This is a genomic window from Massilia pseudoviolaceinigra, from assembly GCF_030846505.1.
Taxonomy (GTDB): Bacteria; Pseudomonadota; Gammaproteobacteria; order Burkholderiales; family Burkholderiaceae_D; genus Telluria_A; species Telluria_A violaceinigra.
Genome location: NZ_JAVCWL010000005.1, coordinates 149,933 through 172,407 on the forward strand (window position 1 = coordinate 149,933; position 22,475 = coordinate 172,407).

Below are 22,475 nucleotides of genomic sequence, written 5' to 3' on the forward strand. Positions count from 1 at the left end.
TGGGGCCTTGTGCCTACGGCATGGGCGTCAGTACCGGCCATCGCTGCGTGATGCGGCCCGACTCCATTACGACGATGTCGCCGAATTGCTGGAGCACGGACTCGCTCTGGCGCGGCCGAAGGAAGATCACATCGTCCACGTGCAGTTGTTGTGCGCCGGAGCCAAGCAAGACCTGCTGGTTCGACGATGTTCCATACAGGCCGCTGGGCGCCATGCCGGCCGGCGAGACGGGATCGGCCAGCCAGTTGCCGCCATAGATGAACCAGGCGCGCGACTGGTTCACGTCCCACGCGCGGGCGGCCGCGCCGATCCATTCGACCCCGTTGGGCATGTCGAATTGCGCCGGTGCCTTCAGGACCGGGGTGGCGATGAACGCGGCCGGCGCCAGGTCGGTGAGCAGTTCGGTGTCGAAGTCGCCCGGCTTGACCAGGGCCGAGCCAATTGCCAGCTCGTTAGCCGCGCCTTTGCCGTCGTGAAGGCGGTACGTCGGTGAGCCGCCGGCGTTGAGGGTCAGGCCGGCCGGCGCCGCACCGCCATGCAGCGCGCGCGCGGCCAGCGCCGCATAGTCGCGGTAAATGCCAAGGGCGTCGTCCAGGGCGCCCGCGCGCAGGCCCGGCAGATCGGGCAGTTTGGTGAGGTGGGCGTCGTAACCCATCATTCCGGACAACTGAAGGCGCGGCTCCGACTTGACGATGTCGAGCATCTGCTGCAGCGCAGCCGCACTGGCAACGCCGCCCCGATGCAATCCGACGTCGATTTCGACATTCACGCGCAACTGCAGCTGGCGCTGGCGCGCCAGGTCGCGATACTGTGCCAGGCGCTGCGGACTGTCGACCAGCCATTGCAGCTGGCGCGCCGGATCGAAGCCCCCATTCTTGAACCGGTCGTAGAACTGGGCGGCGGCGGCCACCGGCAGCGGCTTGCCGAGCAGCAGATCGAGTGCCGGGCGCTGCGCGGCCAGCTGCTCCAGGTACGCCAGGTTGAACACCATCAGGCGCTGCGTGCGCATTGCCGCGATCAAGTCGTCGAGCAAGGGCAGGCAGGGCAGGGATTTGGCCACCAGGCGCAAATCCATGCGTCCGCCGATATTGCGCATGACCTGGGCGGCATTGGCCAGCATGCGGTCGCGATCGAGCACCATGGTCGGCGTGGCGATGCCGGCTGCGCGCAGTGCCGCGGCCATGTGCGCGAAGTAGGCGTCGTGCGGCGCGCCATGCGCGCGCGGGCGCAATGCCAGCACGCCTGCGCCAGCGAGGCCGGCGCCGATGGCGGCCAGCGCCGTGCGGCGCTTCATGCCGGCACCCCGAACAAGGTACGCAAGTGAGGATTGAGCATGCGCCCGTGCGGATCCATCTGCTGCCTGAGCGCCTGGAAGTCCTTCCAGCGCGGATACAGCGCGGCCAGTTCGGGGGAGCTGAAGTTGTGCAGCTTGCCCCAGTGCGGACGGCCGCCGTGTTTGCGAAACACCGGGCCGATCTCGGAGGTCAGGTAGTCATAGGCTTCGCCGTGCGCCGCATGCACCGCGATCGAGCAGCTGTCGCGCTGGTAAAAGGGGCTGAGCCAGGCGTCGTCGGCTTTGACGAAGCGAAATTCAAGCGGGAAGAACACCTCGTTGCGCCGTTCGAGCGTGCGGATCACATCGCGCACGCAGGCGATGCCCGCCTCGCGCGGGACGTGGCATTCGGTTTCGTTAAAGCGCGTCGGCCGCACGTTCGAGAGCAGGCGAAACGAGCGGTTGGTGGCGTGTTCGGTCAGGTCCGCGTCGATCAGCCTGGCCGCACTCCAGCGCCGCAATTGGGGGAACTTGCCGAGCCAGTCGCGCAGCTGGCGCAGGTCGCGCAGCATGTCTTCGTCTTGCGACGGCGGCATCTGGATGTCGTTGCCGGCGTAGGCGTCGTGCGTGATGGCGGCGGCATAGCCGGTAAATGGCAGGTAGTAGAACTCGAAGTGGCGATGGGTACGCGCCAGTTCGGGCGCCAGCTGCAGCATCTCTTCGACCGGCTTTAGCCAGACCTTGCGGCGCAGATTGTGCGCGGCCACCACGCGCATCGTGACCCGGGTGATGATGCCAAGGCTGCCCAGCGAGACGCGCGCGGCCGCCATCTGGTCGGCGTGGCGCTCTTGCTGCCAGTCGATCACGTCGCCCTGCGGCGAGACGATGCGCATGGCGATGACGTCCGCGTGCAGCGCCGGCAGCGCGGCGCCGGTGCCGTGGGTGGCGGTGCTGATCGCGCCGGCCAGCGACTGCATGTCGATGTCGGGCAGGTTGCGCAGCGCCAGGCCGGCGCCGTCGAGCTGGCGCGACACCTGCGACAGCCGGGTGCCGCCATGCAGGGTGGCGCTCATGGCCGCCTTGTCGTGGGACTGCAGGCCCGCAAGGCGGTCGAGCGACAGGATCGTTCCGCCGGTCGGCACCAGGGGCGTGAACGAATGGCCGGCGCCGACGCAGCGCACGGCGCCGCCGGACGCGCGCAGCAGCGCGGCGATGGCAGCTTCGTCGGCCGGTGCGACCAGGGCGCGGGCCGTGCACTGCGCGCTGTCCGACCAGTTTTTCCAGGTGACGTTTGATTGGATTGGCGCCGCCGCCGGGGTGGCGCGGCTGGCCAGCAGGCCCGCTGCCCCAGCCATCGCCCCGGCTTTCAGGAACAACCTGCGGCGCCGGGACAGGGCGCTCATTGCGCGGCCCCGGCGCTCATGAAGCGGGTCAGTGCGCGCAGGTCGTCGGGCGAGCAATCGTTGCACTGGCCACGTGCCGGCATCGCGTTGATGCCATCGACAGCATGCCTGACCATCTGGTCCATGCCCTGCGCGAGACGGCGTTGCCAGTGAGGGGTGAAGCCGGTGAGCGGGGCGCCGCTGGCCGCGACGGCATGGCAGGCCATGCAGGAGCGTTCGTAGCGTTCGGCCAGTTGCGGGTCGCTCGGGCGTGCCGCCTGGGCCCGTTGCAGGTCGGCGGCGCCGGGCTTCTCGCCAGATGCCGAACAGCCACACAAGCCCATCGCGACAACCGCCACGCCCAGTATCGTTCGCATCCGTTCACCTCGCAGTCGCATAGTTATCGGAACAATGTTCTGGATAATAACGACGTATCAAAAATAAAACAACGTTTTATTTTTAGCGGTGTTGCGGGCGTTTATTGTCGGAAACGGTGCAGGATTCCTGTCATCAATACATCGAGCAAGTCTTCAAGGTGCTGGTCGAACGCGGCGTGTTCGAACCACTGTTCGGTTTCTCCGAACACGAGCCGCAACGAGGTCATGCCGTGGATACCTTCCCAGAAGATCTGGCCCATGGAATCGAGGCGGTCGGCGCGTACCTGGCCCGATGCGGCCAGGGCCGCGAACAGCTGGTGGCCGAAGGCGTACGGGTCCTGCGCCTGGTTGCCATGTTCGATCTTGGCGCTGTCGACCGGCGCATGGGGCCGCCGTTCCAGGAAGACCAGCGCATATTGGTCGGGATGGAGCATGCCGAACTTGACGTAGGCACGGCCGGCGCGCTTGATATTGTCAATCGGCGGCAATGCCGGGTCGGTGGCGGCGCGCATGGCCTTGGCCAGGTTGAGCAGGTCGCTGTCCATGGCCTGGGTAATGAGCGTGGCCTTGTCCTCGAACAGCGCGTACACCACGGTGGTGGAAAACCCAGCTTCCTCGGCAACCTTGCGTAAGGTAATCGCGCGTGCGCCGCCAGCCTTGATCAGCTTTCGGACCGCCTTGATGATGTCTTTACGGCGCTGTTCGGATTCCCTCAGCTTGCGATCCTGCACGCTGCTTGTTGCCTTCACCATGTGATTCAATCCTAAGTAGATGCTTGATTCGCGGTCCGAGCCTATCAGAAATCATGCGGGATGGGCGAGAATACGATTGCCGGCTTGCGCCGCCGCCCCTCTCCCCGATGCAGCCGGGCCGCAATGGCGCCCTCACGCCGGCCAGGCGATGGTGGGGCCGTTCTGGATCGAGCGGATCAGTATCGGCGCCACGTGCTGGATCTTGTTCCAGTCAAAATAATAGCGGTCCATCGTTGCGGGCGAGGCGATATGGCGTTTCACGCCCTGGTCGATCAGGTACACCGCCGCATCGCCCTGCGCCTGCGCCAGCACGGCGCCGTGGCTGAGCGGGGTTCCCGTATCGATATTATTCAGATGCGGGTCTTGTACGATGCCGCTCCAATCGCGGAACAGGTTGTTGTACGTCGTCGGATCGGGAATATGCCGCTTCATGCCCTGATCGATGAGGTAGATTGCCGGTGCGCCGGGCAGCTGCATGCGCAGACCGTTGAGATCTTTTCTGATAGCCATGATGTTCCCCTGATGGGTTGCGCCGCAAGCGATACGCGCGATCCTTGCCACGCGCCGCGCCGTTGCGGCAAGACGGACAGCTCTGGCGGGCAAGGCGTTGCCAGGCGCTATGCGGACACGGGCAGCCTGCCTGGGCGCCCGCGCCTGTCAGCGCACCTGCGCCTGTCCAGCCAGATTACAAGGCGTCAGCTCTGCAACGGTTGTGTCCGCTCAAGCGCTTGCCTGACGCAGTACGGACGCGCTTCGCACGCCGCACGACGCTGCCTGGCAGCGCAGGCCCGGGCCGCTTGCCGCTCTGCGCGACACCTCAATTCCCTATACGAATCGATGCGCCGCGCGCCGCTTCACCGGCCTGTCCGTACACCCTATACAACACTCGATCTTGTTTTTTGAATAAGCAACAGGAAATGGCGCCAATGTCATTTTATAAATCGTCATTCCAGCGTAATGTTGACAGTTCACAATCTAAAAATTGTGTCGATGTCATCTGACTGTTCCAATCATCCATAGGAGACCTTCATGTTGAAACCTGTTGCGCGCTGTGTTGCGATTGCCTGTGCTTTTTCCGCCTTGCCTGCCGCTGCCGCTTGTCCCGATTACACCACCGCGGCCAATCCGCCGGCTTTTTCCGGTCCCGCGAAGAAAACGTTTTCGAAGTTCGGCAATACCATCCTGGCGGGTTTGTACAAGCCCTGGCATATGGCGCATGACACCATCGTCAAGGCAGGTTCGCAAGCAACCATCACGGGCAAGTTCGACTACGACGCCTTGCTGCACAAGGACCTGGAAGGCGAGCGCGTGCACGCGTATCTGTACGGGACCGGCATGTCGCAATGGCAGTACGTCGGCAATTACGTGACCGACAGCGACGGCAAGATCAACGTGCCGCTGGGCGTGCGGCCGGTGGGCGACTATGTCGTGCGCTTCGTCGTGGAAGGCGATCTGAGTTCGACTACCGGCTACCTGAGCGTGGTCGATCCGGGCCGTGATGCGGTGCTGTTCGACATCGACGGCACCCTGACCATCAATGACTTCGAAGCCTATGCCGATTATGTCGGCGTGAAGACCGCCACGCCGTATTACTACGCGCCGCAAGTGGTCAACGCTTACCGGGACAAGGGTTACCAGGTGATCTTCCTGACCGCGCGGCCGTACTGGGTCACCAAGGATGGACTGGAGTGGCTCGATATCCAGAAGGTCGGGCGCTGGCACTACCACTCCAATCCGTACGGCGACGGTCCGATTCCGCCCGATACCCAGAAATTCAAAACCGATTACGTGCGCCATTTGCGCGATGTGGTGGGCCTCAATATCGTGCGTGCGTACGGCAATGCCACCACCGATATCGCGGCCTACGCCGACGGTGGCATCGCCAAGGCGAATACCTACATCATCGGGCCCAATGCCGGCGCCGCAGGCACCCAGGCGATTCGCGGCGAGTACGGTTCGCACTACTCGTTTGTGGTCACGCCGACGCCGGAGGCGCGTTGCCGCCGCTGATGGAGCCCGGCCGCTGGGCGCCAGCGCGTTTTTGGAGGATCTCCTCTAATCATGTTATTAATCTTGTCGTCTTAACATAGAATAGTTTTTTAATAGCCGGCGCCGCGGCATGCCCGCGATCGCGCCGGCGACAGATGCAGATTCTGGAGTCAAAGTGTCATGCTGGTACGCGATCAAGAGATCTTCAGCGAGTTTGGAGAAGTGGTTGAATTCCAGTCCGCTCAACACCGTGACGATGTGGAGCTGTTTCGGGCGCAGATCGTGCGCAAGGTGTTTTCTCCCCATGTGCATGACGGCTATGTGATCGGCGTTGTCGAAAGGGGCGTGGAGCGGTTTCACTGGCGCGGCGCGGAGCGTTACGCGACCAGCACCGACCTGGTATTCATCAATCCCGACCAGGTGCACACCGGCGAGGCGGCCGAACGCAGCGGCGTCATCTACCGGAATATTTTCGTGGCCACCGATGCCATGAAACAGATCGTCGGTTGCACCGTGTATTTTCCGGACCCCGTGGTCAGCGATCCCGTGCTCGGCCAGCGTCTCAAGCTGGCGCTCGACACCCTGGCCATGGCGACCGAACCGCTGGCCTACGACAGCATCATGGAAGCCCTCATTTTCGATATCGCGGCGCGTTACGGGCGCGGTTTTCAAGACGATACGCCCGATCTGATGCACGGCTTTCCGGGCATGTCGCGCATGATCGAGTATATCGACGCCAATATCGGCAATACGCTGCGGGTCGAAGAGCTGGCCGATATCGCGAATCTGAGCCGATTTCATTTCATCCGGCGCTTTCGCAAGATGACCGGGGTAACGCCGATCGCCTTCGTCCAGGCACGCCGCACCTCGATGGCCAAGACCCTGCTGCGCAAGGGCGGCAACCCATCGTCGATCGCACTGATCACCGGTTTCGCCGATCAAAGCCATTTGACCCGCTGGCTCAAGGCCTGTTACGGGGTGACGCCCCGGGTGTACAAGGGCAAGCGATAAGCGCCTGTCCAGTCACCCGGGGACGCCGATATTTACAGAGACATGCTCATGGACGCATCGGCATGCGCATGCACACGCTCGGGCGGCTGCGCGCGCCGCGGCGGCGCCAGGAACCTCTTGCGGGCCTGTTCCAGGATGGCGCTCTCGGCGCGCGCGCTGGGTCGCCTGCGAGCCGCCGGCAGCGTCGATGGTGTCATATACGCGAGGTAAGGCTTGCCCGCGTTCCAGAATACCAGGCCGCTGCCGCCCTGCGGAATCGCGCCGACGTAATCGGTCAGGATCACCATCCGGTCGTCGATGGCGTAGACCAGGGGTGCTGTGGGAAGTTCGGGTGTGGAGGGAATCATAGGGAAATGATATTGCTGGCTGCGAATAAGATCAGGACAAGGCCCAGGAACAGGTCGATCGAGCTATTGAATTTCAGGTAAATGCGGCGGATCGCATCCTGGCCGAACACAAAGGCGACAAACGAATACCACAGGATTTCGAAGGTGCTGCAGATGGCGATGATCGTTACCTTGTCCATCGTGGTCGACGAATGCGCCAGGAACGATGAAAAAATACTGATCATGAACGCGATCGTTTTCATGTTCGTGATATTGGTGATGAAGCCCATCTTGAAGCTTTTGAAGAAGGTGTGCGACGGCTCGGCGGCCGGCGCGCCATCCACCGGTGCCGCCGCGGCGTTGTCGCGTTGCTGCTTCTTGCTGTGCAAGGCGCTTTTGATGAGCAGATAAGCGATATACAGCAGGTACAGCGCGCCCAGGATGCCGGCGATCTTGTTCATGGCCGGGAACTGGTTCAACAGCAGCGCCAGTCCCAGTATCGACGAAGTCGAAAAAATCAGGCCGACGCACCAGATGCCCAGGGATGCGCCGATGCCGGCGGAAATCGAGTTGGACGCGGCAAACCGGCTCACCAGGATGAAATTGGGGCCGGGACTGATCACGGCCATGATGTAGACAAGTGCGGGTGAAAACACGGTGCATCTCCCATTGGATGGGCCGCGCGCAGGGATTGCACGCGCGCCCATATGAATCACATTGCAGGAATCGTGTTCCCGATTACGCCTCGACGGCAGCCAGGCGTTCCACCTGCGCGCCGGCCGGGTGCGCCGGCGCGGCGGGGCGCGCCGGCCTCGGCGCCAGCAGGCTGTCGGCGATGACCTTGGCGCGCAGCGAAACCAGGCTGAACGAGCCCGCATCGCCCAGCCCATGCGACGACTCGCACAGGCCGTTGAGGAACAGGCGCGGGGCGGCCGGGTTTTTCAGGCGCACGCTGTAGTCCCGTTCGACGGCGACGACCCCGTTACCGTCCAGCGGAAGCTGATCGGCAACGGTGCCCAGCAGGCGCGGATACGGTTCGCCGCGCGGGGCCGCCGAAAAATCGAGGAAGCCCGTTGCCAGCACCAGTGCGTCCAGTTCCACCGATGAGGTTTCCCCGGTATTGACCTCGCGCAGCGCCATTGTCACACCGCCGCCATCGAGGCTGGCGGCACTGTCGATCGCCTGGTTGGTCAGCAGATGGAAGCGGTTTTTGCCGTGCAGCTTTTCCTCGTAAATGCGCACGTACAGCTGGTGAATCACGTCGCCATCGGCCGATGAATAATTGGTGCCGCGCAGCTGGTTGCTCAGATGGGTTTTGGCCGCCGGCTTGAGGCCATAGAAGTAATCGATAAACTCCGGGAAGTAGACGCGGTCGCTGAACGGACTGGTGTCCTTCAGGCGGAAGCCGAAACCGCGCTGCAGCGAATAGATTTGCTTGTCCGGAAAGCGGTCCATCAGATCGAGCAGCAATTCCACCGCGCTTTGACTGGCGCCCAGCACGCCGATCTTGTCGCAGCTGGCGGGCAGGGCGGCAATGTGGCTCAGGTATTTGGTCAGGTGGAAGACGTTCTTGCCTTGCAGGGGCGCCAGGAGGTCCGGAATGTTCGAGGCCCTGCCGGTGCCGACGATCACCGAACGCGCCAGCAGGCGTTCGCCGCCATGGCAGATCACTTCCCATACCTGCTCGCCGTCGATGTCGGTCATGCTCATCGACTGGACCCGGGTATTGTATTGAACGATGGCGGCGAAGCTGGCCGATACCCATTCGATATAATTCGCGAATTCCTTGCGCAGGGGATATTCCAATCCCAGGTTCAGATATTCAAGCAGGCGATCGTTTTCTTTTAAATAATTAATAAACGTGTAGTGGCTTTTCGGATTGCGCAAGGTCACCAGATCGCGGATCGGGTTATTCTGGATATCCGATCCGCGCAGCAGCATGTCCTTTTGCCAAACGGCGCTTTCCTGGGCTTCGATAAAACGTACATTGGCCAGTGAAGCTTCTTCTTCGAGGCAAATGGCGAGCGCCAGGTTCGATGGTCCAAAACCAATTCCCAACAGATTATAAATATGCGATGCCATGGTTTCTACTTTGCGGTGGGTACGACGTTAATCTGCTCATCCGGGGTGGTGGCCGCCGCATGCAATGGATAGTGATAGTAGTAATAGCCGCGATTGCGGATGAAACCGAACCGCTCGTACAGGGCGCAGGCGCGCAGGTTATCCACCGCGCCTTCGATGAACAGCTGCTTGGCGCCCGCCTGATGGGCGAAATTGGCCGCGCCCTGGAGCAGGTTTTCACCGATGCCCAGGCTGCGAAACGCCTGTTTCACATACAGATCGTTGAGGATCCACAGGCGCTGCATCGTCACGCTGGAAAAGCTGGGGAACAGCTGGGTGAACCCGGCGATTTCATCCCCGACCACGGCCACGATGACCTGGGATTCGCCCAGGAACACCCGTTCGCGCAGGAAGTGCAGGGAGCCCACATAGTTCGGCTCTTCGTTGTAGAACTGGCGGTAGGAATCGAACAGGGCGGCAACTTCTTCCATGTCGTCCAGCGTCGCATAGCGGATCACCGCTTCGGCTTGGGCCGTCATGCCGCTTTCTCCTCGGAATAGCGGGCAATCCCGATCACTTGCTCGAACGCGGCCGCGAGCATATCGAGCCCCTGCACCAGGACCTCGTACTCAATCGTGAGGGCCGGCAGCAGTTTGACGACCTGGCCATGGACGCCGCAGGTTTCGACGATCAGCCCGGCGCGGAAGGCCGCCTGCGAAATGTTTGATGCCACCTCGCCGCTGCCCACGTCGATGCCGCACATGAAGCCGCGGCCGAGGAAGCGGGCTTCGGGAATGTATTCGCTGCTGCGTTCGGCAAGCGCTTTGAGCCGGCTGTGCAGATACACGATTTTCTGCTGCAGCTCGCGTTCGAAGGCGGGCGCGCTCCAGAAGGTATCGATGGCAGCCTTGGCCGTCACGAAGGCCAGGTTATTGCCCCGGAAGGTGCCGTTGTGTTCGCCCGGCTCCCACACGTCGTGATCCGGGTTGATCAGGTTCATTGAGAACGGCAAGCCGTAGCCGCTCAGCGATTTCGACAGGCATACGATATCGGGCGTCACGCCCATGCCCTCGAAACTGAAAAAGCGCCCGCTACGGCCGCAGCCGGACTGGATATCGTCGACGATCAGCAAGGCGCCATGTTCGTGCGCCAGGGCTTGCAAGCGTTGCAGCCAGCGTGCGCTGACGCAGCGCAGGCCGCCTTCGCCCTGAATGGTTTCAATCAAGAATGCGGCTGGCGCTTCGACGCCGCTGCCGGGCTGCAGCATCCGCGCGATCAGGTCGATCGAATCGACATGCTCGCCCAGATAGCCTTCATACGGCATGAACGTCACGCCGCCGAGCGCCACGCCGGCGCCCTGGCGTTTTTTCGGGTTGCTGGTCGCGGCAAGGGAGCCCAGGCTCATGCCGTGAAAGGCGTTGGAAAACGCGATGACGTTGCTGCGTTTGGTGACCTTGCGTGCCAGTTTCAGCGCCGCCTCGACGGCATTGGTCCCGGTCGGGCCGGTGAACTGGACCTTGTACTTCATCCCGCGGCGCTGCAGGATCTCCTCCTGGAAGGTCTGGATGAAGTCTTCCTTGGCTTCCGTGTAAAAGTCCAGGCTGTGCGTGATGCCATCGTTGTCGAGATACGCCTTGAGCTTTTCCTTGAGCGGTTCGCAGTTATGGCCGTAATTGAGCGCGCCGGCGCCGGCGAAAAAGTCCACGTATACCTGCTGGTCGACACTGTGGATCTTCGATCCCTTGGCGTGGCGGATTTTTACGGGAAAGTCGCGGCAGTAGGAGCGGACCTTCGATTCATGCACTTCGAACGTGCTGAACGCTTCATTGATTGATGCGAGATTGTTTGGCATTGGAACACGACCATCCGGTTGTTGGGGGTCCGGAGAGAATATGAAATCCAATGCCTCATTTATAGAATGAAATTGCTCTTTTCGCGATGATCATGCATGCCGCATGTATTTTAATGTTTTTTATCTGCTATCTCAATTTTATATAATATCAGTAAATAACGATATATTAAATATGACGGGTTCCGCAATGCTGGAACGCAGGCCTGCCGCATGCTTTCCATTTACACCCCTGCGCGACCGGATATATGTTCGCGCCGTCATCGCCATGCCGTTCATGGCGCGGCCGGGCGCGTTATGACGGCGCGCTCGCGGCGTCGATCATTGGCCAGTCAGGCATGCCGGGGGACGTGGTATGTTTACCGGGCCGCAACGCTTGCGGCCGGGCGCGCGGCGCCCCTACCTGAAAGGAGTCCATCGTGCATGAATTCGTCGTTTCCGCCTTGCGCAGGTTTCCCTCCGAGCTGGCCGCGCTGTACGCGACCATTCCGGGCGCGCATGCCGCCTGGGCGCCACCGTCATGGGAAGGGATACCGAGCGAGCGGTTCACGGCGATCGAACAGATCTGCCATGTCCGCGACATCGAAATCGATGGCTATCAGCTGCGCCTGCGGCGCCTGCTCGAGGAAGACAATCCGCTGCTGGTATCGATCGACAGCGAGCGTGTGGCGCGCGAGCGCGGCTACCCCGACGCACCGGTGAAACAGATCTTCGAGGCTTTCCGCGAGGCCAGGGAGCGGACGGCGCAGACCATCGCCGGGCTGACCGAGAGCCAGTGGCAGCGGCGTGGTGTGTTCGAGGGTTACGGCCCGGTGACAGTCACGGGCCTGGTGCATTACCTGTGCAGCCACGATCAACAGCATCTGGCCGGGCTGCACTGGCTGCTGGGGAAAATGGCGTCGGAGGCTGCTTAATCGAGGTCGCCCTCGGCCGGCGGATTCTTTTTCCCCGTGATCATCGCGCCGACCAGGTTTTCGCGGTGCTGCCAGCTGGTCAGCAGCACCCCGCCCACGTGCAGGATCACCAGCGCGACCAGCAGCCAGGCGAGCGCCGCGTGCACCCGCACCGGCCAGGCATAGCCCCACAGCAAGTCAGTGCCCAGCGCCCACCCGCTCACGGCCAGCAGGGCGACGCAGGCCAGCAGGGCCACGACCATCCAGCCGCCCAGCGGATTGTGGCCGATATGGCGCGCGGCGCGGCCCCTGGCCACCGCGCGCAGGTACTGCACGGTGGGCCCCGGCGCGCGCACGAACTGCGCAAAGCGCGCATAGCGGTTGCCGGCAAAGCCCCAGGCCAGGCGCGCCAGGACGATCGCCGCCGCGCCATAACCGATGTATTCGTGCGCCACCCCGGCCTGGTCGCTGGTCACCCACGCCGCCGCCATGGCCGCCACGAGCGACCAGTGCAGCAGGCGCACCGGCGCATCCCAGACTGTCAGCTTATTTTTCTTCAACGCGCGCGAACGTCACCGGGTCGAAGAAGGCTTCGATGCGCTTGCCCTGCGGGTCCTTGGCATACACTTCGTAGCAGCTCGGGGTCGCTTCCATGCGGCGCACCACCCAGCCTTCCTTGGTCAGTTTTTCATGCAGTTCGGTGTGCGGCTTCCATTCCGATTTCGGGCGCGTGGTGCACTTCACGTCACCGTGGGCCCAGGCGCCGTTGACGGCGAAGACGAGGGCGAGCGGGGCCAGTTTGGCGAAAGTCGAGGTCATGATGTTTCCTTATCTATTTGAAAATCAGGTCGCTGCCCAACGGCGCAGCAGATTATGGTAAATCCCGGTCAGCTTGAGCAGATTACGGTCGTCCGCCGCCAGGCCGGGCGTCAGGTTCTGGATCGTCTGGTCCAGGTCGAACAGCAAGGTACGCTCGGCATCGTCGCCCACCAGGCTTTCTATCCAAAAAAACGAGGCGACCCGCGCCCCGCGCGTGACCGGCGTGACGCGGTGCAGGCTCGAGGCAGGGTACAGCACCATGTCGCCCGCGCCCAGCTTGACGGTCTGTACGCCGAATTCGGTGTCGATTTCCAGTTCGCCGCCGTCGTACTCGTCCGGCTCGGACAGGAACAGGGTGGCCGCCAGGTCGCTGCGCAGGCTCAGGTGCGTGTTCGGAATCTGCATCACTGCGCTATCAACGTGCGTGCCATAGGTTTCGCCGACAGCGTAGCGATTAAATTTGGGCGGATAGATCTTGCGCGGCAGGGCGGCGGCGATGAACAGCGGCGTGTTGTCGAGCGTGCGCAAGATGTGGTTGCCCAGGCTGATGGCCACTTCGGCGCGGTCGTCGATCTGGGCATTGTTCTTGGCCGAGCGCGCCAGGGTGCCGGCCGTGGCCGCGCCATCCTGCCATTCGGCCTGGTCGAGGTAGGCGCGAAATTGCCGCACCTCGTCCTGGCTCAATACAGCCTCGAGGATGGTCAACATGGCGCGTCCTGGCGCCGCAGCACGGCACCGCTGCCGATTTCGCCCACGGTGGCGCAGCCGGCCAGCGCCATGCACACTTCGAGTTCCTCGCGCAGCAGCTTGACCATGTGCGCCACGCCGAGCGCGCCGGCCACGCTGAGCGCGTACATCTGCAGGCGCCCGATCAGCACGGCGTCGGCGCCCAGTGCCAGCGCCTTGAAGATATCGGTGCCGGAACGGATGCCGCCGTCGAACAGCAGCGGGAAACCGGGGCCGGTGGCGGCGCGGATGGCCGGCAGCACGTCCAGGCTGGCCGGCGCCCCGTCGAGGGTGCGCCCGCCGTGGTTCGACACCACCACGCCGGCCACGCCGATGGCGCGCAGGGCCACGGCGTCGTCCGGGTGCAGCACGCCCTTGACCAGCACCGGCAGGCTGGTCTGGCCGATCAGCCAGCGCAGGTCGTCCCAGGTCGGGGCGGTGCCCATGATGCCCTGGAAGATGCGGCTGTGCTGGGGTGCCAGCGGCGGCGTTTCGGCCGGCGCGTAGCCGCGCAGGTTGGCCGCCACGCAGTCGGCCGGCATGCGAAAGCCGGCGCGCAGGGCGCGGTTGCTGGGCACCTGGATCGGGGCGTCGAGCGTGACCACGATGGCGCTGTAGCCGGCCTTGACGGCGCGCGCCAGCAAGTCTTGCGTGTCGTCGCGGCGCAGCTGGAAGTACAGCTGGAACCAGCGCTGCGGACCGGCGCCGCGCGCCACGTCTTCCAGGCTGCAGGACGACAAGGTGCTGCTGACCAGGCAACTGTCGACCGCATGGGCCGCGCGCGCGCTTTGCAGCTCGCCGGCGGCGTGCGCCAGGTTCTGGAACGCGACCGGCGCCAGGAACACCGGATGGGCGAACTGCTGGCCGGCGACGTTGATGCGGGTGTGGCCGGCGCTGACGTCGCGCAGCAGGCGCGGATAGATGTCCCAGCGCGCGAACGCGGCCAGGTTGGCGGCCACCGTCAGGTCGCGCCCACTGCCGCCGGCCACGTAGTCGTAGCTGGGCGGCGCCATGAAGCGCTGGGCCAGCAATTCATAGTCGGCGGCGCAGGCGATTTCCGCAGGGATCTTGCCAAGAGGCGGCTGGGCGCCAGGGAGAGGTGTGGTCATCATTAAATGAAAAATGCCGGGGCTTACCCGGCATTGTATCGAACTTGCTCGCTAGTTAAGAGACGAGACGCGAGACTAGACGCGGCCCGCGCTTACAGTTCGTAGTTCAGCGCCACGCGGACCGCGCGCGCATCACCCTTGTACAGGAAGGCGCCCGAGCGGTACACGGCCGTGAAGTAGTCCTTGTTGCCGACGTTGAGCACGTTCACGCGCAGGTCCAGCTTCTTCGAGAAGCGGTAGGCGGCGAAGGCGTCGAACACGGTGAACGACGGCACTGGCTGCGCGCACTGGTTGTCGGCGGTGTACAGGGCAGCCGTGTCAGGCTGGCCGCCGCAGCGGTTGCTCTCGTAGCGGGCCACGGCGCCGAGCGAGAAGCTATCGGTCAGCTGGTACTTGGCCTGGGCCGAGAACGATTTTTTGGCAAAATTAGCCAGTTCGCGGCCGATGCCGGACGGGACCGACGAACCGGTCACTTTCGAGCTCATGACGGCAGCGCCGACCTGGGCCGACAGATCTTCGGTGATGTTGCCGGTCAGGCCGAATTCCACGCCTTGTACCTTGTTCTTGCCCGTATTGAAGGTGCCGACGGTGTCGTAGTTCGCACCTTCCATCACATCCTTCTTCTTGGTCTGGAACACGGCGGCGGTGGCCAGCAGCTTGTCATTGAGCAAGTTCCACTTGGTACCGATTTCCAGGTTGACCGAGGTTTCCGGCTTGGCGCCGGCAATCTTGTTCTGGTACAGCACCGCGCCGCCGTAGCCGCTGTTGGTGCCCGAATCGGCTTCGCCGCCGTTGATGTCCTGCGAGCTGGCCGCGCTGCCGTAGACGATCAGTTTCGGCATCACCTTGAAGCTGACGCCGGCGTGGCCGTTGACCAGGGTGTCGGTGTAGCTGTAGTCGCCCGTGATCAGGTTGGTGGCCGGGGTGCGGCGTGCCAGCGACAGGTCGAAGCGGTCGGCGCGGATGCCGGCAAACGCGGTCACGCGGTCGGTCAGGTCGACCGTGTCCATCGCCGTCAGCGAGAACGTCTTGACTTGCCAATCCTGGTTCCAGCTGTTGCGGGTGCTGCTGCGGCCGGCGAAGTTGGTCAGGTCGGCAACCGGTACGCCATTGACGTCGTTGAAGCAGCGGGCATTGTTCGGGCCGACGGCCACGGCGCTGCGGCAATTGAACGCGCCGGTGTTGGCAACGGTGAAGTTGCCCGACACGACTTGATGGTCGGTGTATTCGGCGCCGAAGATGAATTCATGCTTCATGCCCATGATTTGCTTGTCCCAGCGCAGATTGCTCTGGTGGGCAAAATAGTCCACGTCCTGCCAGCCGGTGTGGCCGCCGTCGATGACGGGGCTGACAAACGACTTGGTGGTGTCGGCGGTGGCGCCGACATAGCGGGTGCCGCTCGAGGCGCCGGTGGTCACATAGGAATTGCCGGACTGGCCGTAACGGGTCAGGCTGGTCAGGGTCAGGTTGGGCGCCAGCTTCCAGTTCACGCGCGCGGTGATGGTGTCGACGTCCGAGCTGAGGAAGTCGTTCGACTGGGCGTACACCGGCACGTCCTTGGCAGGCAAGCGGTTGGGCACGGCGCCGACCAGGAAGTGGCCCAGGTCGGGCAGCTTGTCGTCGGTGCGCAGGCCGTAGTAGTCGAGCGTGACGGACAGGTCCTTGTCCACTTCCCACAGGCCGGACACGGCCACGCCCTTGCGGGTGCGGCTCGACGGCGCGCGGTCAGGCACGTCTTCGTCGCCGTACAGCACGTTGGCGCGCAGGGCGAAGTTGTCGCCGAAGCCTTTGTTGAAGTCGGCGGTGACACGTTTGTGCTTGTCGGTGCCCACGCCCACGGTGACGCGCTGGAAGTCCTTGTCCAGGGTCGCTTGCTTGGTGATCGCGTTGATCGCGCCGCCGGCGGTGCCGCGGCCGGCGAAGCTCGAATTCGGGCCTTTCGAAATTTCCAGCTGCTCAATGGCAAAGCTTTCGCGGGTGGTCATGCCCGGATCGCGCAAGCCGTCGACGAACACGTCGCTGCGCGCTTCCTGGCCGCGGATGATGTAGCGGTCGCCGAAGGCATTGCCGTTTTCGCCGGTGCCGAGGGTGATGCCTGGCTGGGCGCTGAGGATTTGTTTCAGTTCGGTCATGCCGGAATCATCGATCGCGGCCTTGGTGATCACCAAGATGGTCTGCGGCGTTTCGGCCAGCGGACGGGTGTGGCGCGAATCGCCCGAGGTTTTCGCCTTGTACGGCGCGCCGACTTCGGCGTTCGGATTCGGGTCGAGGTACTTGCCGTAGACGACCACGTCCGGCAGGACTTTGCTGTCCTTTTCCGTTGGTGCGGCCGCAGCCGTCTGCGCGCTGGCGCCGAACGGCATCATCAACAAGGCACTGGAAATGCCCATGGCAATACTGGTTTTCTTCATCGTATTGAACGTCATGTCGCTCTTGCTACGAAGGCTTTTTGGCTGTTGCGATTGTTGTTGCTTCAAGATTAACTCCTCAAATAATTGTGGCAAATTATATCGAAATCTCCCATGTGCGTAAACGTTAATCAATCTCATTTGCATTCACGGTATTGACATTGCTTATTAGTAATAGATGCGAAATGCATGAGGTCGCAACCTGGCCGGCGCGCCGGTTGTCATTGCCGAGGGGATCAAACGGAAGGAGCGGGGAGGGCGCATCGATGATGCGCCGGAGGCTGCGCAGTGTGGTCGCGCCAGCGGTCGCGGCCGGCGACCGGGGGATCAGGCGAAGGACAGGGGATTGCCGTCGTAGGCGCGGGTGGCGATGGCTTTGCCTTCGCTCAGAAAATGCGCGATCGCCTCGTCCACCGTGCGCGTCTGCAGCGCGATGAAGGGACTGTAATAGGAAAACACCCGCCCATCCTCGCCGATGGCGACAATCGAATTGCCGCGGTTGATCTCGCCGACCGGGCACAGGCGGGTGCCGACGCTGGCGCTGAAATCGTCGATATCGTCCACGTCGACCTGGCCGATGACGCGGTCCAGGTCGAAATGACAGGTGTTCTTGCCATCCTCGTATTTGCTGGAGGGATGGGTGAAGCCGAGGCCCTCGAAGCGGGTCAGGAAGGCCAGGGCGGCGGGATGGGGAACAAAGCCGGCCGCGGCCAGCCGCTCGCGCAGGGCATCGGCCGGCACGCGGCGCTCCTCGGTCCAGCCGGCGTCATGGAGGATGGCCAGGGTTTGGTCGGAATAAGTCATGGGAATCGAAGGTGGCAATAAGCGTCAGTGATCGGTGATGGCATGCGCGCCCTTGGTCGTGACCATGCAGTTGGCACAACGGGGGGCGCCGCCCTTTTGCCGGTTGATAGTATACATTTCCAGGTCTTCCATCCTGGCGCCATCTTTCAGGGCCTTGTTGGCGGCCTTGAATTCGGCGCAGTTTTCCGGCACGTGGGCCTCTTCCAGGCTTGGTTTGGGCATGCGGTCGCGCAGGGTCGGGTGGATATCCTCGGTTTTTGGCAGGGGATAGCCGGAATCCTCCTGGTACACCTTGCCGGTGCGCTTGTCGACCACGGTGGACGCCTTGACCGGCTTGCGCCCGTTCTCGAAATCGGTTTTCGGCGCATTGTTAATCGCATCGACACGGGCTTCGGACAGTTCCTTGGCCAGGGCCGCGCGGTTCTGGGCCGCTTCCTTCATGCCGCCCAGCCCGCCCTTGAGGAAGCCCTGGGTATCCGACAGCGGCTTGGGAATGACCTTGTTGGCGAGGGCGGAGCCGCCCTTGGCGCCCAGCAGGCCGCCGATGACGCTGCCGCCCAGCGCCGACCACTTCTGGCCGTCCGAGCCTTCGCCGAAGATCTCGCCGCCCAGCCAGTCGCCGCCGATGCCGCCCACGATGCCGCCGGCCAGGCCGGCCACGGCGATGAACGGACCGGCCAGCACGATGGCGCTGCCCAGCCCGACCACCAGCAAGGCGCCGTGGACCACGCCCGGCACCAGGTTTTCGGGGAAGATGTCGTCGGTTTTCTGGGTGCCGCCGCCGATGTACACATTGTTCGAGCCGGACGTGATCACCGCGCTGCAAAGGATCGTATCGTCGACCCGGGCCGCCGGCTGGCCGTTGATGTACACGTTGCCGCTGCCGGTGGCGATCGGCAGCGGCGCCGGCGGCGCATGCTTGAAGCAGGTCGTCATGTCGACGTGGGCGCGGGCGGCGGGCCGCTTGTTGGTAAAGACATTGAGGGAGCCGACGCCGGCGATGAAGCCGCACACTTCCTTGGGCGCCCAGCTCATGGTGCTCATCGCTTCGCCCAGGCCGGCGCCCATGGCGGCGGCGCCGACGACGATGGCGACCGCGGCCAGGCCGCCGGTGCCGACAATGGCCACCGCGGCGATCGCGATGGCGGCGCCCGCAAGCAAGCCTGCGAGCAGCCAGCTCATGGTGGGGCTATGCCCGATCGGGTCGGTGATCCGTGCTGCTTGCGGCATCGCTCAACCGTGCCTGTTCAGTGGGCCGGGCAGCGCCGCGCCGGATAGCGCCGCGCCGGACAGCGCCGCGCCTTCGCCGGCGCGCGCCAGCAAGTAGGCGCGCACCTCCTCGATGCTGGCGAACGGCAGGGCCGGGGCGAGCGCCTGCAGCACCACGCCCTGCGGCAGGCAGGCCGTCAGCGGCGTGGCGCCGGCGGTTTCGGGCGAGGCCAGCAGATAGCTGCCGGCCTTGCGCCACAGGGTGCCGGAATTGGGTACCACGAACTGGGCTTGCAGGGCTTCGCCATCGGCATCGAAGAAAGTCCAGGCTTCCTGTTCGACTTCGCGCGCGTCGGTCTTGCGGCAAGCTTCGTCGCGGTCGGCGAAGACATTGAGCATGCGGCGCCGTTCGGACAGCGCGAAGATGAAGGGTGCGGTCGGTCCGGCGGCCGCATCCGGCACATTGGCGGCACTGTCCGCGCCGGCGGCCGCCAGGGGGCGGCGCAGGCGCACGCTCGCCAGCAGGCGGTCGAAGGTGGCGTTCCAGTCGTCGCCGAAGCTTGCCAGGCAGGTGGCGGCGATCATGATGGCCTGGGTGCTGCCGGGCGCCGTGCCCCGCATCAGGGCGATCACCTGGCGCTGGTGCATGAAGATGCCATCCTTGCGCCAGCTATAGGCCAGGTCGATCGCCGGCCCGCCGTCGAGCAGCGTCTCCTTGCTGTGCCTGAGCTGGAACTTGGGCAGGGCGCGCCCCATTTCCTGGACCAGGCGCGAGCTGAAGTCGTCGAGCTCCTCCTCGGGCTGGGTATCGGCATGCGAAATCACCAGGCTGAACTCGCTCGCGCCCTGGTCGCTGAGCGTGAACATGTGCATGGTCTTGTCCCGCAGTGCAGTGGGCAGGTCGAAACTGAGGTCGTTGGCGTGATAGGGGCGGGTTGCTTGGTCGTCCATGTCTGCTTATTTGTTCAAATCGATGCGGCTGCTGCCGATCACGTCCACATGCACGCCCTGGATGGTAATGGTGCCATCGGCCTTCATGATGATCTTGCTGGCGCCCACTTCGAGGGTAATGTCGGTGGTGGCGCTCAGGTGGATATGCCCGGTTTCGGCCTTGCCTTCGATGTTGGTCTTGGCGGTTTGCTTGATGTGCTCCGTCTCGGCCGTCAGTTCGATGTTCTTGTTGGCGGTCTGGTGGATATGCGCCGTTTCCGAGGTCGTCTCGATATGCTGCTTGACGGTGGTGACGTGGAAACCGGTGCTCACCGTATTGGTCTGGGACGGACCATGGACCAGCGTATCCTGCTTGTTCTGGACCGTGGTGACCATATCCTTCTGCGAATGGATATTGATCAGCTCCTTGCCCTTGGAATCGTGGATCACCATTTCCGAAAAGCCGCCGCCGCCCGGGGTCGAGCGGCTCTTGAAGCCCATCATGTGGGCCGCGTCGGGCAGCGCGTACGGCACCGGCTGGTCGGCGTTGAACAGGCGGCCGGTACATACCGGGCGGTCCGGGTCGCCTTCGAGGTAATCGATGATCACTTCCTGGCCGATGCGCGGAATCGAAATGGTGCCCCAGCCCTGGCCGGCCCACGGCTGCGACACGCGGATCCAGCACGAGCTGCGCTCGTCGCGGCGGCCGTAGCGGTCCCAGTGGAACTGGACCTTGATGCGGCCGAATTCGTCGGTGTGGATCTCGGTGCCTTTCGGGCCGACCACGGTGGCCGTCTGCGGCCCCGGCATCTGCGGCGGACGGTGCGCGCGGCGCGGCCGGTACGGAATCTTGCGCCGGATCGCGCTGAAGGTATTCCGGTAAACGTCGCTCATGCCGCGCTGGAAGTAGTTATTGCGCGCGTTGTACTGCACCGACAGCACCAGGAAATCGTTGTCGGTGCCGTCGGCCGCGTCGAACCAGTGGTGTTCCAGCAGTTTCAGGGTGTGGCCGGCGATCAGGCCGCGGCAATCCGAGGCGCCGTGGAAAATCTTGGCCTGCCATTCCAGCACTTCCATGCGCTGGCGCGCCTCGCGCTTGCCGTCGTCCTTGTTCTTGTACGAAAAGGCCGGATTACCGTCGTAGATTTCCATCGACGGCACATCGCCCTGCACCGAGACGGTCGGCTGCTCCACGTACTGCATGCTGTTGGGCGCCTTGAAGTCGAAGGTGTTCAGGGCCAGCTTGGTCGACTGCAGCATGCGCTCGGCCGTGAACGCCGTCACGCTGTCCTTGTCCTGGGTGCGGTTGCCGCCGTTGAAGGTGACCTCGGCATGCTTCTTTTGCGGCGGGCAAAAGCTGCTGTTGCGCGAGTCGTCGCTGATGACCATGATGTGGCCGGACGCGCTGTGCTCGAAGTAGTAGAACAGGCCGTACTTTTCCATCAGGCGGCTGGTGAAATGCTCGTCCGTCTCATCGTACTGGACGATGTAGTTTTCCGGCTTGTAGGTCTGGCTGGTGCGAACTTCGTAGGTGGCCAGACCGCTGTAGTCGCCCTTGAAAATCTTGTCGAGCACGCCGAGCACGGTTTCGTCCTGGAAGATGCGCGAGTTCACGCGCCGCTTCAGGTAGGTGAACCAGGGCACGATTTCGGCGTGATAAAAGGCAAAGCCGCCATCCGAGTGCGTGAAACCGAAGGAATTGACGTAACCGTTGATGAAATGCTCGCTGCCATCGGCCTGCTGGACGCCGACGCTGACGTTCTTGCCCATCAGATCCTTGAGATCGATCGAGGCATTTTTCGACAGCAGGTTGAGCTGGAACACGTATTGTTCCGACAGCGAGGTCACGCCGCTCATCGATTCGATCAGCAGGGCCTTGCTGCCCTGCAGCGGCGAATAGAAACGCAGCAGGCGCGTGCCGTCGACGAAGTTGGCGGCGCCGCCGCCGGCGGCCGCGCCGGCACTGGCCGCGCCAGCCGGATCGGCGCTGGGCGGCGCCGCGCGCGAGGGGTCGATCGGCGCGGGCATGAACAGCGATTCCGGGGTGGCGAAGTCGTTGACCGCCTGGCCGGCCAGGGGGTGCTCGGCGATGACCAGTTGCGCGGGGGCGGCCACGGCAGCCGGCACCGCCTGCGTCAATGACGACGGCGCCGATGCCAGCTTGCTGCCGGCGACATCGGCCAGGGCTTTCGCCTGTCCGGCCGCCGCTTGCGCCTGGCCGGCCACGGCCAGCGCCTTGGCTACCTCCGGACTGGCCTGGGCAGCGATGGCGACGCCACCTCCGGCCAGCGCCTCCACGCCACCGCCCGCCTGCACGGCCGCGACCGTATCGAGTGCGGTCTTGCCGACCGCCAGGGCGGTGGGATCGGCCCCGGCCATGCCGGCCACGCTCGTGGCCAGCTTGCCGGCGGCCAGCGGGGTGGCCAGGTCGGAGGAGCTCGCGCCGGCAATACCGGCAAGGGCGGGGGATTTGTCTACAGGTTGGAATGTCATCGGGAGCTCGCGCGAACAAAATAATCACGTTGAACAGCACCAGAACCGCCGCGAACGGCAGTAT

22 protein-coding genes are annotated in these 22,475 nt (G+C 63.7%); 3 read left to right on the top strand and 19 right to left on the bottom strand.

All coding sequences use genetic code 11. From position 1 onward, the window contains the following. Positions 1 to 13: 13 nt before the first annotated feature. The 5 genes from RBA40_RS06850 to RBA40_RS06870 form a co-directional block, all read right to left on the bottom strand. Positions 14 to 1,294: an alanine racemase gene (locus RBA40_RS06850; protein WP_306647004.1), complete on the bottom strand. Its 1,281-nt coding sequence runs from the start codon at positions 1,292 to 1,294 to the stop codon at positions 14 to 16. Next, positions 1,291 to 2,676, bottom strand: coding sequence for a D-arabinono-1,4-lactone oxidase (locus RBA40_RS06855; protein ID WP_306647006.1), 1,386 nt, complete (start codon positions 2,674 to 2,676; stop codon positions 1,291 to 1,293). Before RBA40_RS06855 ends, RBA40_RS06850 begins: the two co-directional genes overlap by 4 nt. Next, complete coding sequence (locus RBA40_RS06860; protein WP_306647008.1) at positions 2,673 to 3,032, bottom strand: c-type cytochrome; 360 nt, start codon at positions 3,030 to 3,032, stop codon at positions 2,673 to 2,675. Before RBA40_RS06860 ends, RBA40_RS06855 begins: the two co-directional genes overlap by 4 nt. Positions 3,033 to 3,133: 101 nt before the next feature. Beyond that, entirely contained in the window at positions 3,134 to 3,784 is a 651-nt protein-coding gene (locus RBA40_RS06865) for a TetR/AcrR family transcriptional regulator (RefSeq protein WP_306647010.1), read from the bottom strand. A gap of 132 nt (positions 3,785 to 3,916) precedes the next feature. Continuing rightward, entirely contained in the window at positions 3,917 to 4,294 is a 378-nt protein-coding gene (locus tag RBA40_RS06870; protein WP_306647012.1) for a hypothetical protein, read from the bottom strand. 519 nt (positions 4,295 to 4,813) lie between these two features. On the opposite strand from RBA40_RS06870, the gene RBA40_RS06875 reads away from it, so the two are divergent. Further along, positions 4,814 to 5,794, top strand: a complete 981-nt coding sequence (locus RBA40_RS06875; protein WP_306647014.1) for a lipin/Ned1/Smp2 family protein — start codon at positions 4,814 to 4,816, stop codon at positions 5,792 to 5,794. A gap of 159 nt (positions 5,795 to 5,953) precedes the next feature. Continuing rightward, complete coding sequence (locus tag RBA40_RS06880; RefSeq protein WP_306647016.1) at positions 5,954 to 6,784, top strand: AraC family transcriptional regulator; 831 nt, start codon at positions 5,954 to 5,956, stop codon at positions 6,782 to 6,784. Positions 6,785 to 6,816: 32 nt separating this feature from the next. Here the strand turns inward: RBA40_RS06880 and RBA40_RS06885 are convergent, their stop codons facing one another. From RBA40_RS06885 to ectB, 5 genes are all read right to left on the bottom strand, one after another. Further along, the gene (locus RBA40_RS06885) at positions 6,817 to 7,131 is read right to left on the bottom strand and encodes a hypothetical protein (RefSeq protein ID WP_306647018.1); all 315 of its coding nucleotides are present in this window, start codon (positions 7,129 to 7,131) and stop codon (positions 6,817 to 6,819) included. Then, on the bottom strand, positions 7,128 to 7,766 hold the full coding sequence (locus RBA40_RS06890) for a LysE family transporter (protein ID WP_306647019.1): 639 nt from the start codon (positions 7,764 to 7,766) through the stop codon (positions 7,128 to 7,130). Before RBA40_RS06890 ends, RBA40_RS06885 begins: the two co-directional genes overlap by 4 nt. A gap of 82 nt (positions 7,767 to 7,848) precedes the next feature. Then, positions 7,849 to 9,192, bottom strand: coding sequence for a SidA/IucD/PvdA family monooxygenase (locus tag RBA40_RS06895; protein ID WP_306647020.1), 1,344 nt, complete (start codon positions 9,190 to 9,192; stop codon positions 7,849 to 7,851). 5 nt (positions 9,193 to 9,197) lie between these two features. Next, positions 9,198 to 9,710, bottom strand: coding sequence for a GNAT family N-acetyltransferase (locus RBA40_RS06900; RefSeq protein WP_099873985.1), 513 nt, complete (start codon positions 9,708 to 9,710; stop codon positions 9,198 to 9,200). Further along, a complete protein-coding gene (gene ectB, locus RBA40_RS06905; RefSeq protein ID WP_306647022.1) occupies positions 9,707 to 11,023 on the bottom strand; it encodes a diaminobutyrate--2-oxoglutarate transaminase in 1,317 nt (438 codons plus the stop codon). The genes RBA40_RS06900 and ectB overlap by 4 nt, the downstream gene beginning before the upstream one ends. A 416-nt stretch (positions 11,024 to 11,439) precedes the next feature. On the opposite strand from ectB, the gene RBA40_RS06910 reads away from it, so the two are divergent. Continuing rightward, positions 11,440 to 11,934, top strand: a complete 495-nt coding sequence (locus tag RBA40_RS06910; RefSeq protein ID WP_306647024.1) for a DinB family protein — start codon at positions 11,440 to 11,442, stop codon at positions 11,932 to 11,934. Here RBA40_RS06910 and RBA40_RS06915 read toward each other — a convergent pair. The 9 genes from RBA40_RS06915 to tssI form a co-directional block, all read right to left on the bottom strand. Beyond that, complete coding sequence (locus RBA40_RS06915) at positions 11,931 to 12,473, bottom strand: cytochrome b/b6 domain-containing protein (RefSeq protein ID WP_306647025.1); 543 nt, start codon at positions 12,471 to 12,473, stop codon at positions 11,931 to 11,933. The genes RBA40_RS06910 and RBA40_RS06915 overlap by 4 nt on opposite strands. Further along, a complete protein-coding gene (locus RBA40_RS06920; protein ID WP_099873988.1) occupies positions 12,460 to 12,732 on the bottom strand; it encodes a PepSY domain-containing protein in 273 nt (90 codons plus the stop codon). Before RBA40_RS06920 ends, RBA40_RS06915 begins: the two co-directional genes overlap by 14 nt. A 24-nt stretch (positions 12,733 to 12,756) precedes the next feature. Continuing rightward, positions 12,757 to 13,440: a Fe2+-dependent dioxygenase gene (locus RBA40_RS06925; RefSeq protein ID WP_306647027.1), complete on the bottom strand. Its 684-nt coding sequence runs from the start codon at positions 13,438 to 13,440 to the stop codon at positions 12,757 to 12,759. Next, the gene (locus RBA40_RS06930; protein WP_306647029.1) at positions 13,434 to 14,570 is read right to left on the bottom strand and encodes an alpha-hydroxy acid oxidase; all 1,137 of its coding nucleotides are present in this window, start codon (positions 14,568 to 14,570) and stop codon (positions 13,434 to 13,436) included. Before RBA40_RS06930 ends, RBA40_RS06925 begins: the two co-directional genes overlap by 7 nt. An 89-nt stretch (positions 14,571 to 14,659) precedes the next feature. Then, positions 14,660 to 16,993, bottom strand: a complete 2,334-nt coding sequence (locus RBA40_RS06935; RefSeq protein WP_306647030.1) for a TonB-dependent receptor — start codon at positions 16,991 to 16,993, stop codon at positions 14,660 to 14,662. Positions 16,994 to 17,302: 309 nt separating this feature from the next. Further along, a complete protein-coding gene (locus tag RBA40_RS06940; RefSeq protein WP_306647032.1) occupies positions 17,303 to 17,779 on the bottom strand; it encodes an SUKH-3 domain-containing protein in 477 nt (158 codons plus the stop codon). A gap of 24 nt (positions 17,780 to 17,803) precedes the next feature. Next, positions 17,804 to 19,009, bottom strand: coding sequence for a PAAR domain-containing protein (locus RBA40_RS06945; RefSeq protein WP_306647034.1), 1,206 nt, complete (start codon positions 19,007 to 19,009; stop codon positions 17,804 to 17,806). Between the two features lie 3 nt (positions 19,010 to 19,012). Beyond that, positions 19,013 to 19,939: a DcrB-related protein gene (locus tag RBA40_RS06950; protein ID WP_306647036.1), complete on the bottom strand. Its 927-nt coding sequence runs from the start codon at positions 19,937 to 19,939 to the stop codon at positions 19,013 to 19,015. Positions 19,940 to 19,945: 6 nt separating this feature from the next. After that, on the bottom strand, positions 19,946 to 22,411 hold the full coding sequence (gene tssI, locus RBA40_RS06955; RefSeq protein ID WP_306647038.1) for a type VI secretion system tip protein TssI/VgrG: 2,466 nt from the start codon (positions 22,409 to 22,411) through the stop codon (positions 19,946 to 19,948). Positions 22,412 to 22,475 lie beyond the last annotated feature (64 nt).

Excerpts from the sequence above, each read along its gene's own strand:
- RBA40_RS06950 (WP_306647036.1), bottom strand. The coding sequence starts at position 19,939 with ATGGACGACCAAGCAACCCGCCCCTATCACGCCAACGACCTCAGTTTC.
- RBA40_RS06895 (WP_306647020.1), bottom strand. The coding sequence starts at position 9,192 with ATGGCATCGCATATTTATAATCTGTTGGGAATTGGTTTTGGACCATCG.
- ectB (WP_306647022.1), bottom strand. The coding sequence starts at position 11,023 with ATGCCAAACAATCTCGCATCAATCAATGAAGCGTTCAGCACGTTCGAA.
- RBA40_RS06920 (WP_099873988.1), bottom strand. The coding sequence starts at position 12,732 with ATGACCTCGACTTTCGCCAAACTGGCCCCGCTCGCCCTCGTCTTCGCC.
- RBA40_RS06935 (WP_306647030.1), bottom strand. The coding sequence starts at position 16,993 with ATGACGTTCAATACGATGAAGAAAACCAGTATTGCCATGGGCATTTCC.
- RBA40_RS06885 (WP_306647018.1), bottom strand. The coding sequence starts at position 7,131 with ATGATTCCCTCCACACCCGAACTTCCCACAGCACCCCTGGTCTACGCC.
- RBA40_RS06870 (WP_306647012.1), bottom strand. The coding sequence starts at position 4,294 with ATGGCTATCAGAAAAGATCTCAACGGTCTGCGCATGCAGCTGCCCGGC.
- RBA40_RS06930 (WP_306647029.1), bottom strand. The coding sequence starts at position 14,570 with ATGATGACCACACCTCTCCCTGGCGCCCAGCCGCCTCTTGGCAAGATC.
- RBA40_RS06880 (WP_306647016.1), top strand. The coding sequence starts at position 5,954 with ATGCTGGTACGCGATCAAGAGATCTTCAGCGAGTTTGGAGAAGTGGTT.
- RBA40_RS06855 (WP_306647006.1), bottom strand. The coding sequence starts at position 2,676 with ATGAGCGCCCTGTCCCGGCGCCGCAGGTTGTTCCTGAAAGCCGGGGCG.
- RBA40_RS06865 (WP_306647010.1), bottom strand. The coding sequence starts at position 3,784 with ATGGTGAAGGCAACAAGCAGCGTGCAGGATCGCAAGCTGAGGGAATCC.
- RBA40_RS06860 (WP_306647008.1), bottom strand. The coding sequence starts at position 3,032 with ATGCGAACGATACTGGGCGTGGCGGTTGTCGCGATGGGCTTGTGTGGC.
- RBA40_RS06940 (WP_306647032.1), bottom strand. The coding sequence starts at position 17,779 with ATGACTTATTCCGACCAAACCCTGGCCATCCTCCATGACGCCGGCTGG.
- tssI (WP_306647038.1), bottom strand. The coding sequence starts at position 22,411 with ATGACATTCCAACCTGTAGACAAATCCCCCGCCCTTGCCGGTATTGCC.
- RBA40_RS06945 (WP_306647034.1), bottom strand. The coding sequence starts at position 19,009 with ATGCCGCAAGCAGCACGGATCACCGACCCGATCGGGCATAGCCCCACC.
- RBA40_RS06900 (WP_099873985.1), bottom strand. The coding sequence starts at position 9,710 with ATGACGGCCCAAGCCGAAGCGGTGATCCGCTATGCGACGCTGGACGAC.
- RBA40_RS06925 (WP_306647027.1), bottom strand. The coding sequence starts at position 13,440 with ATGTTGACCATCCTCGAGGCTGTATTGAGCCAGGACGAGGTGCGGCAA.
- RBA40_RS06875 (WP_306647014.1), top strand. The coding sequence starts at position 4,814 with ATGTTGAAACCTGTTGCGCGCTGTGTTGCGATTGCCTGTGCTTTTTCC.
- RBA40_RS06850 (WP_306647004.1), bottom strand. The coding sequence starts at position 1,294 with ATGAAGCGCCGCACGGCGCTGGCCGCCATCGGCGCCGGCCTCGCTGGC.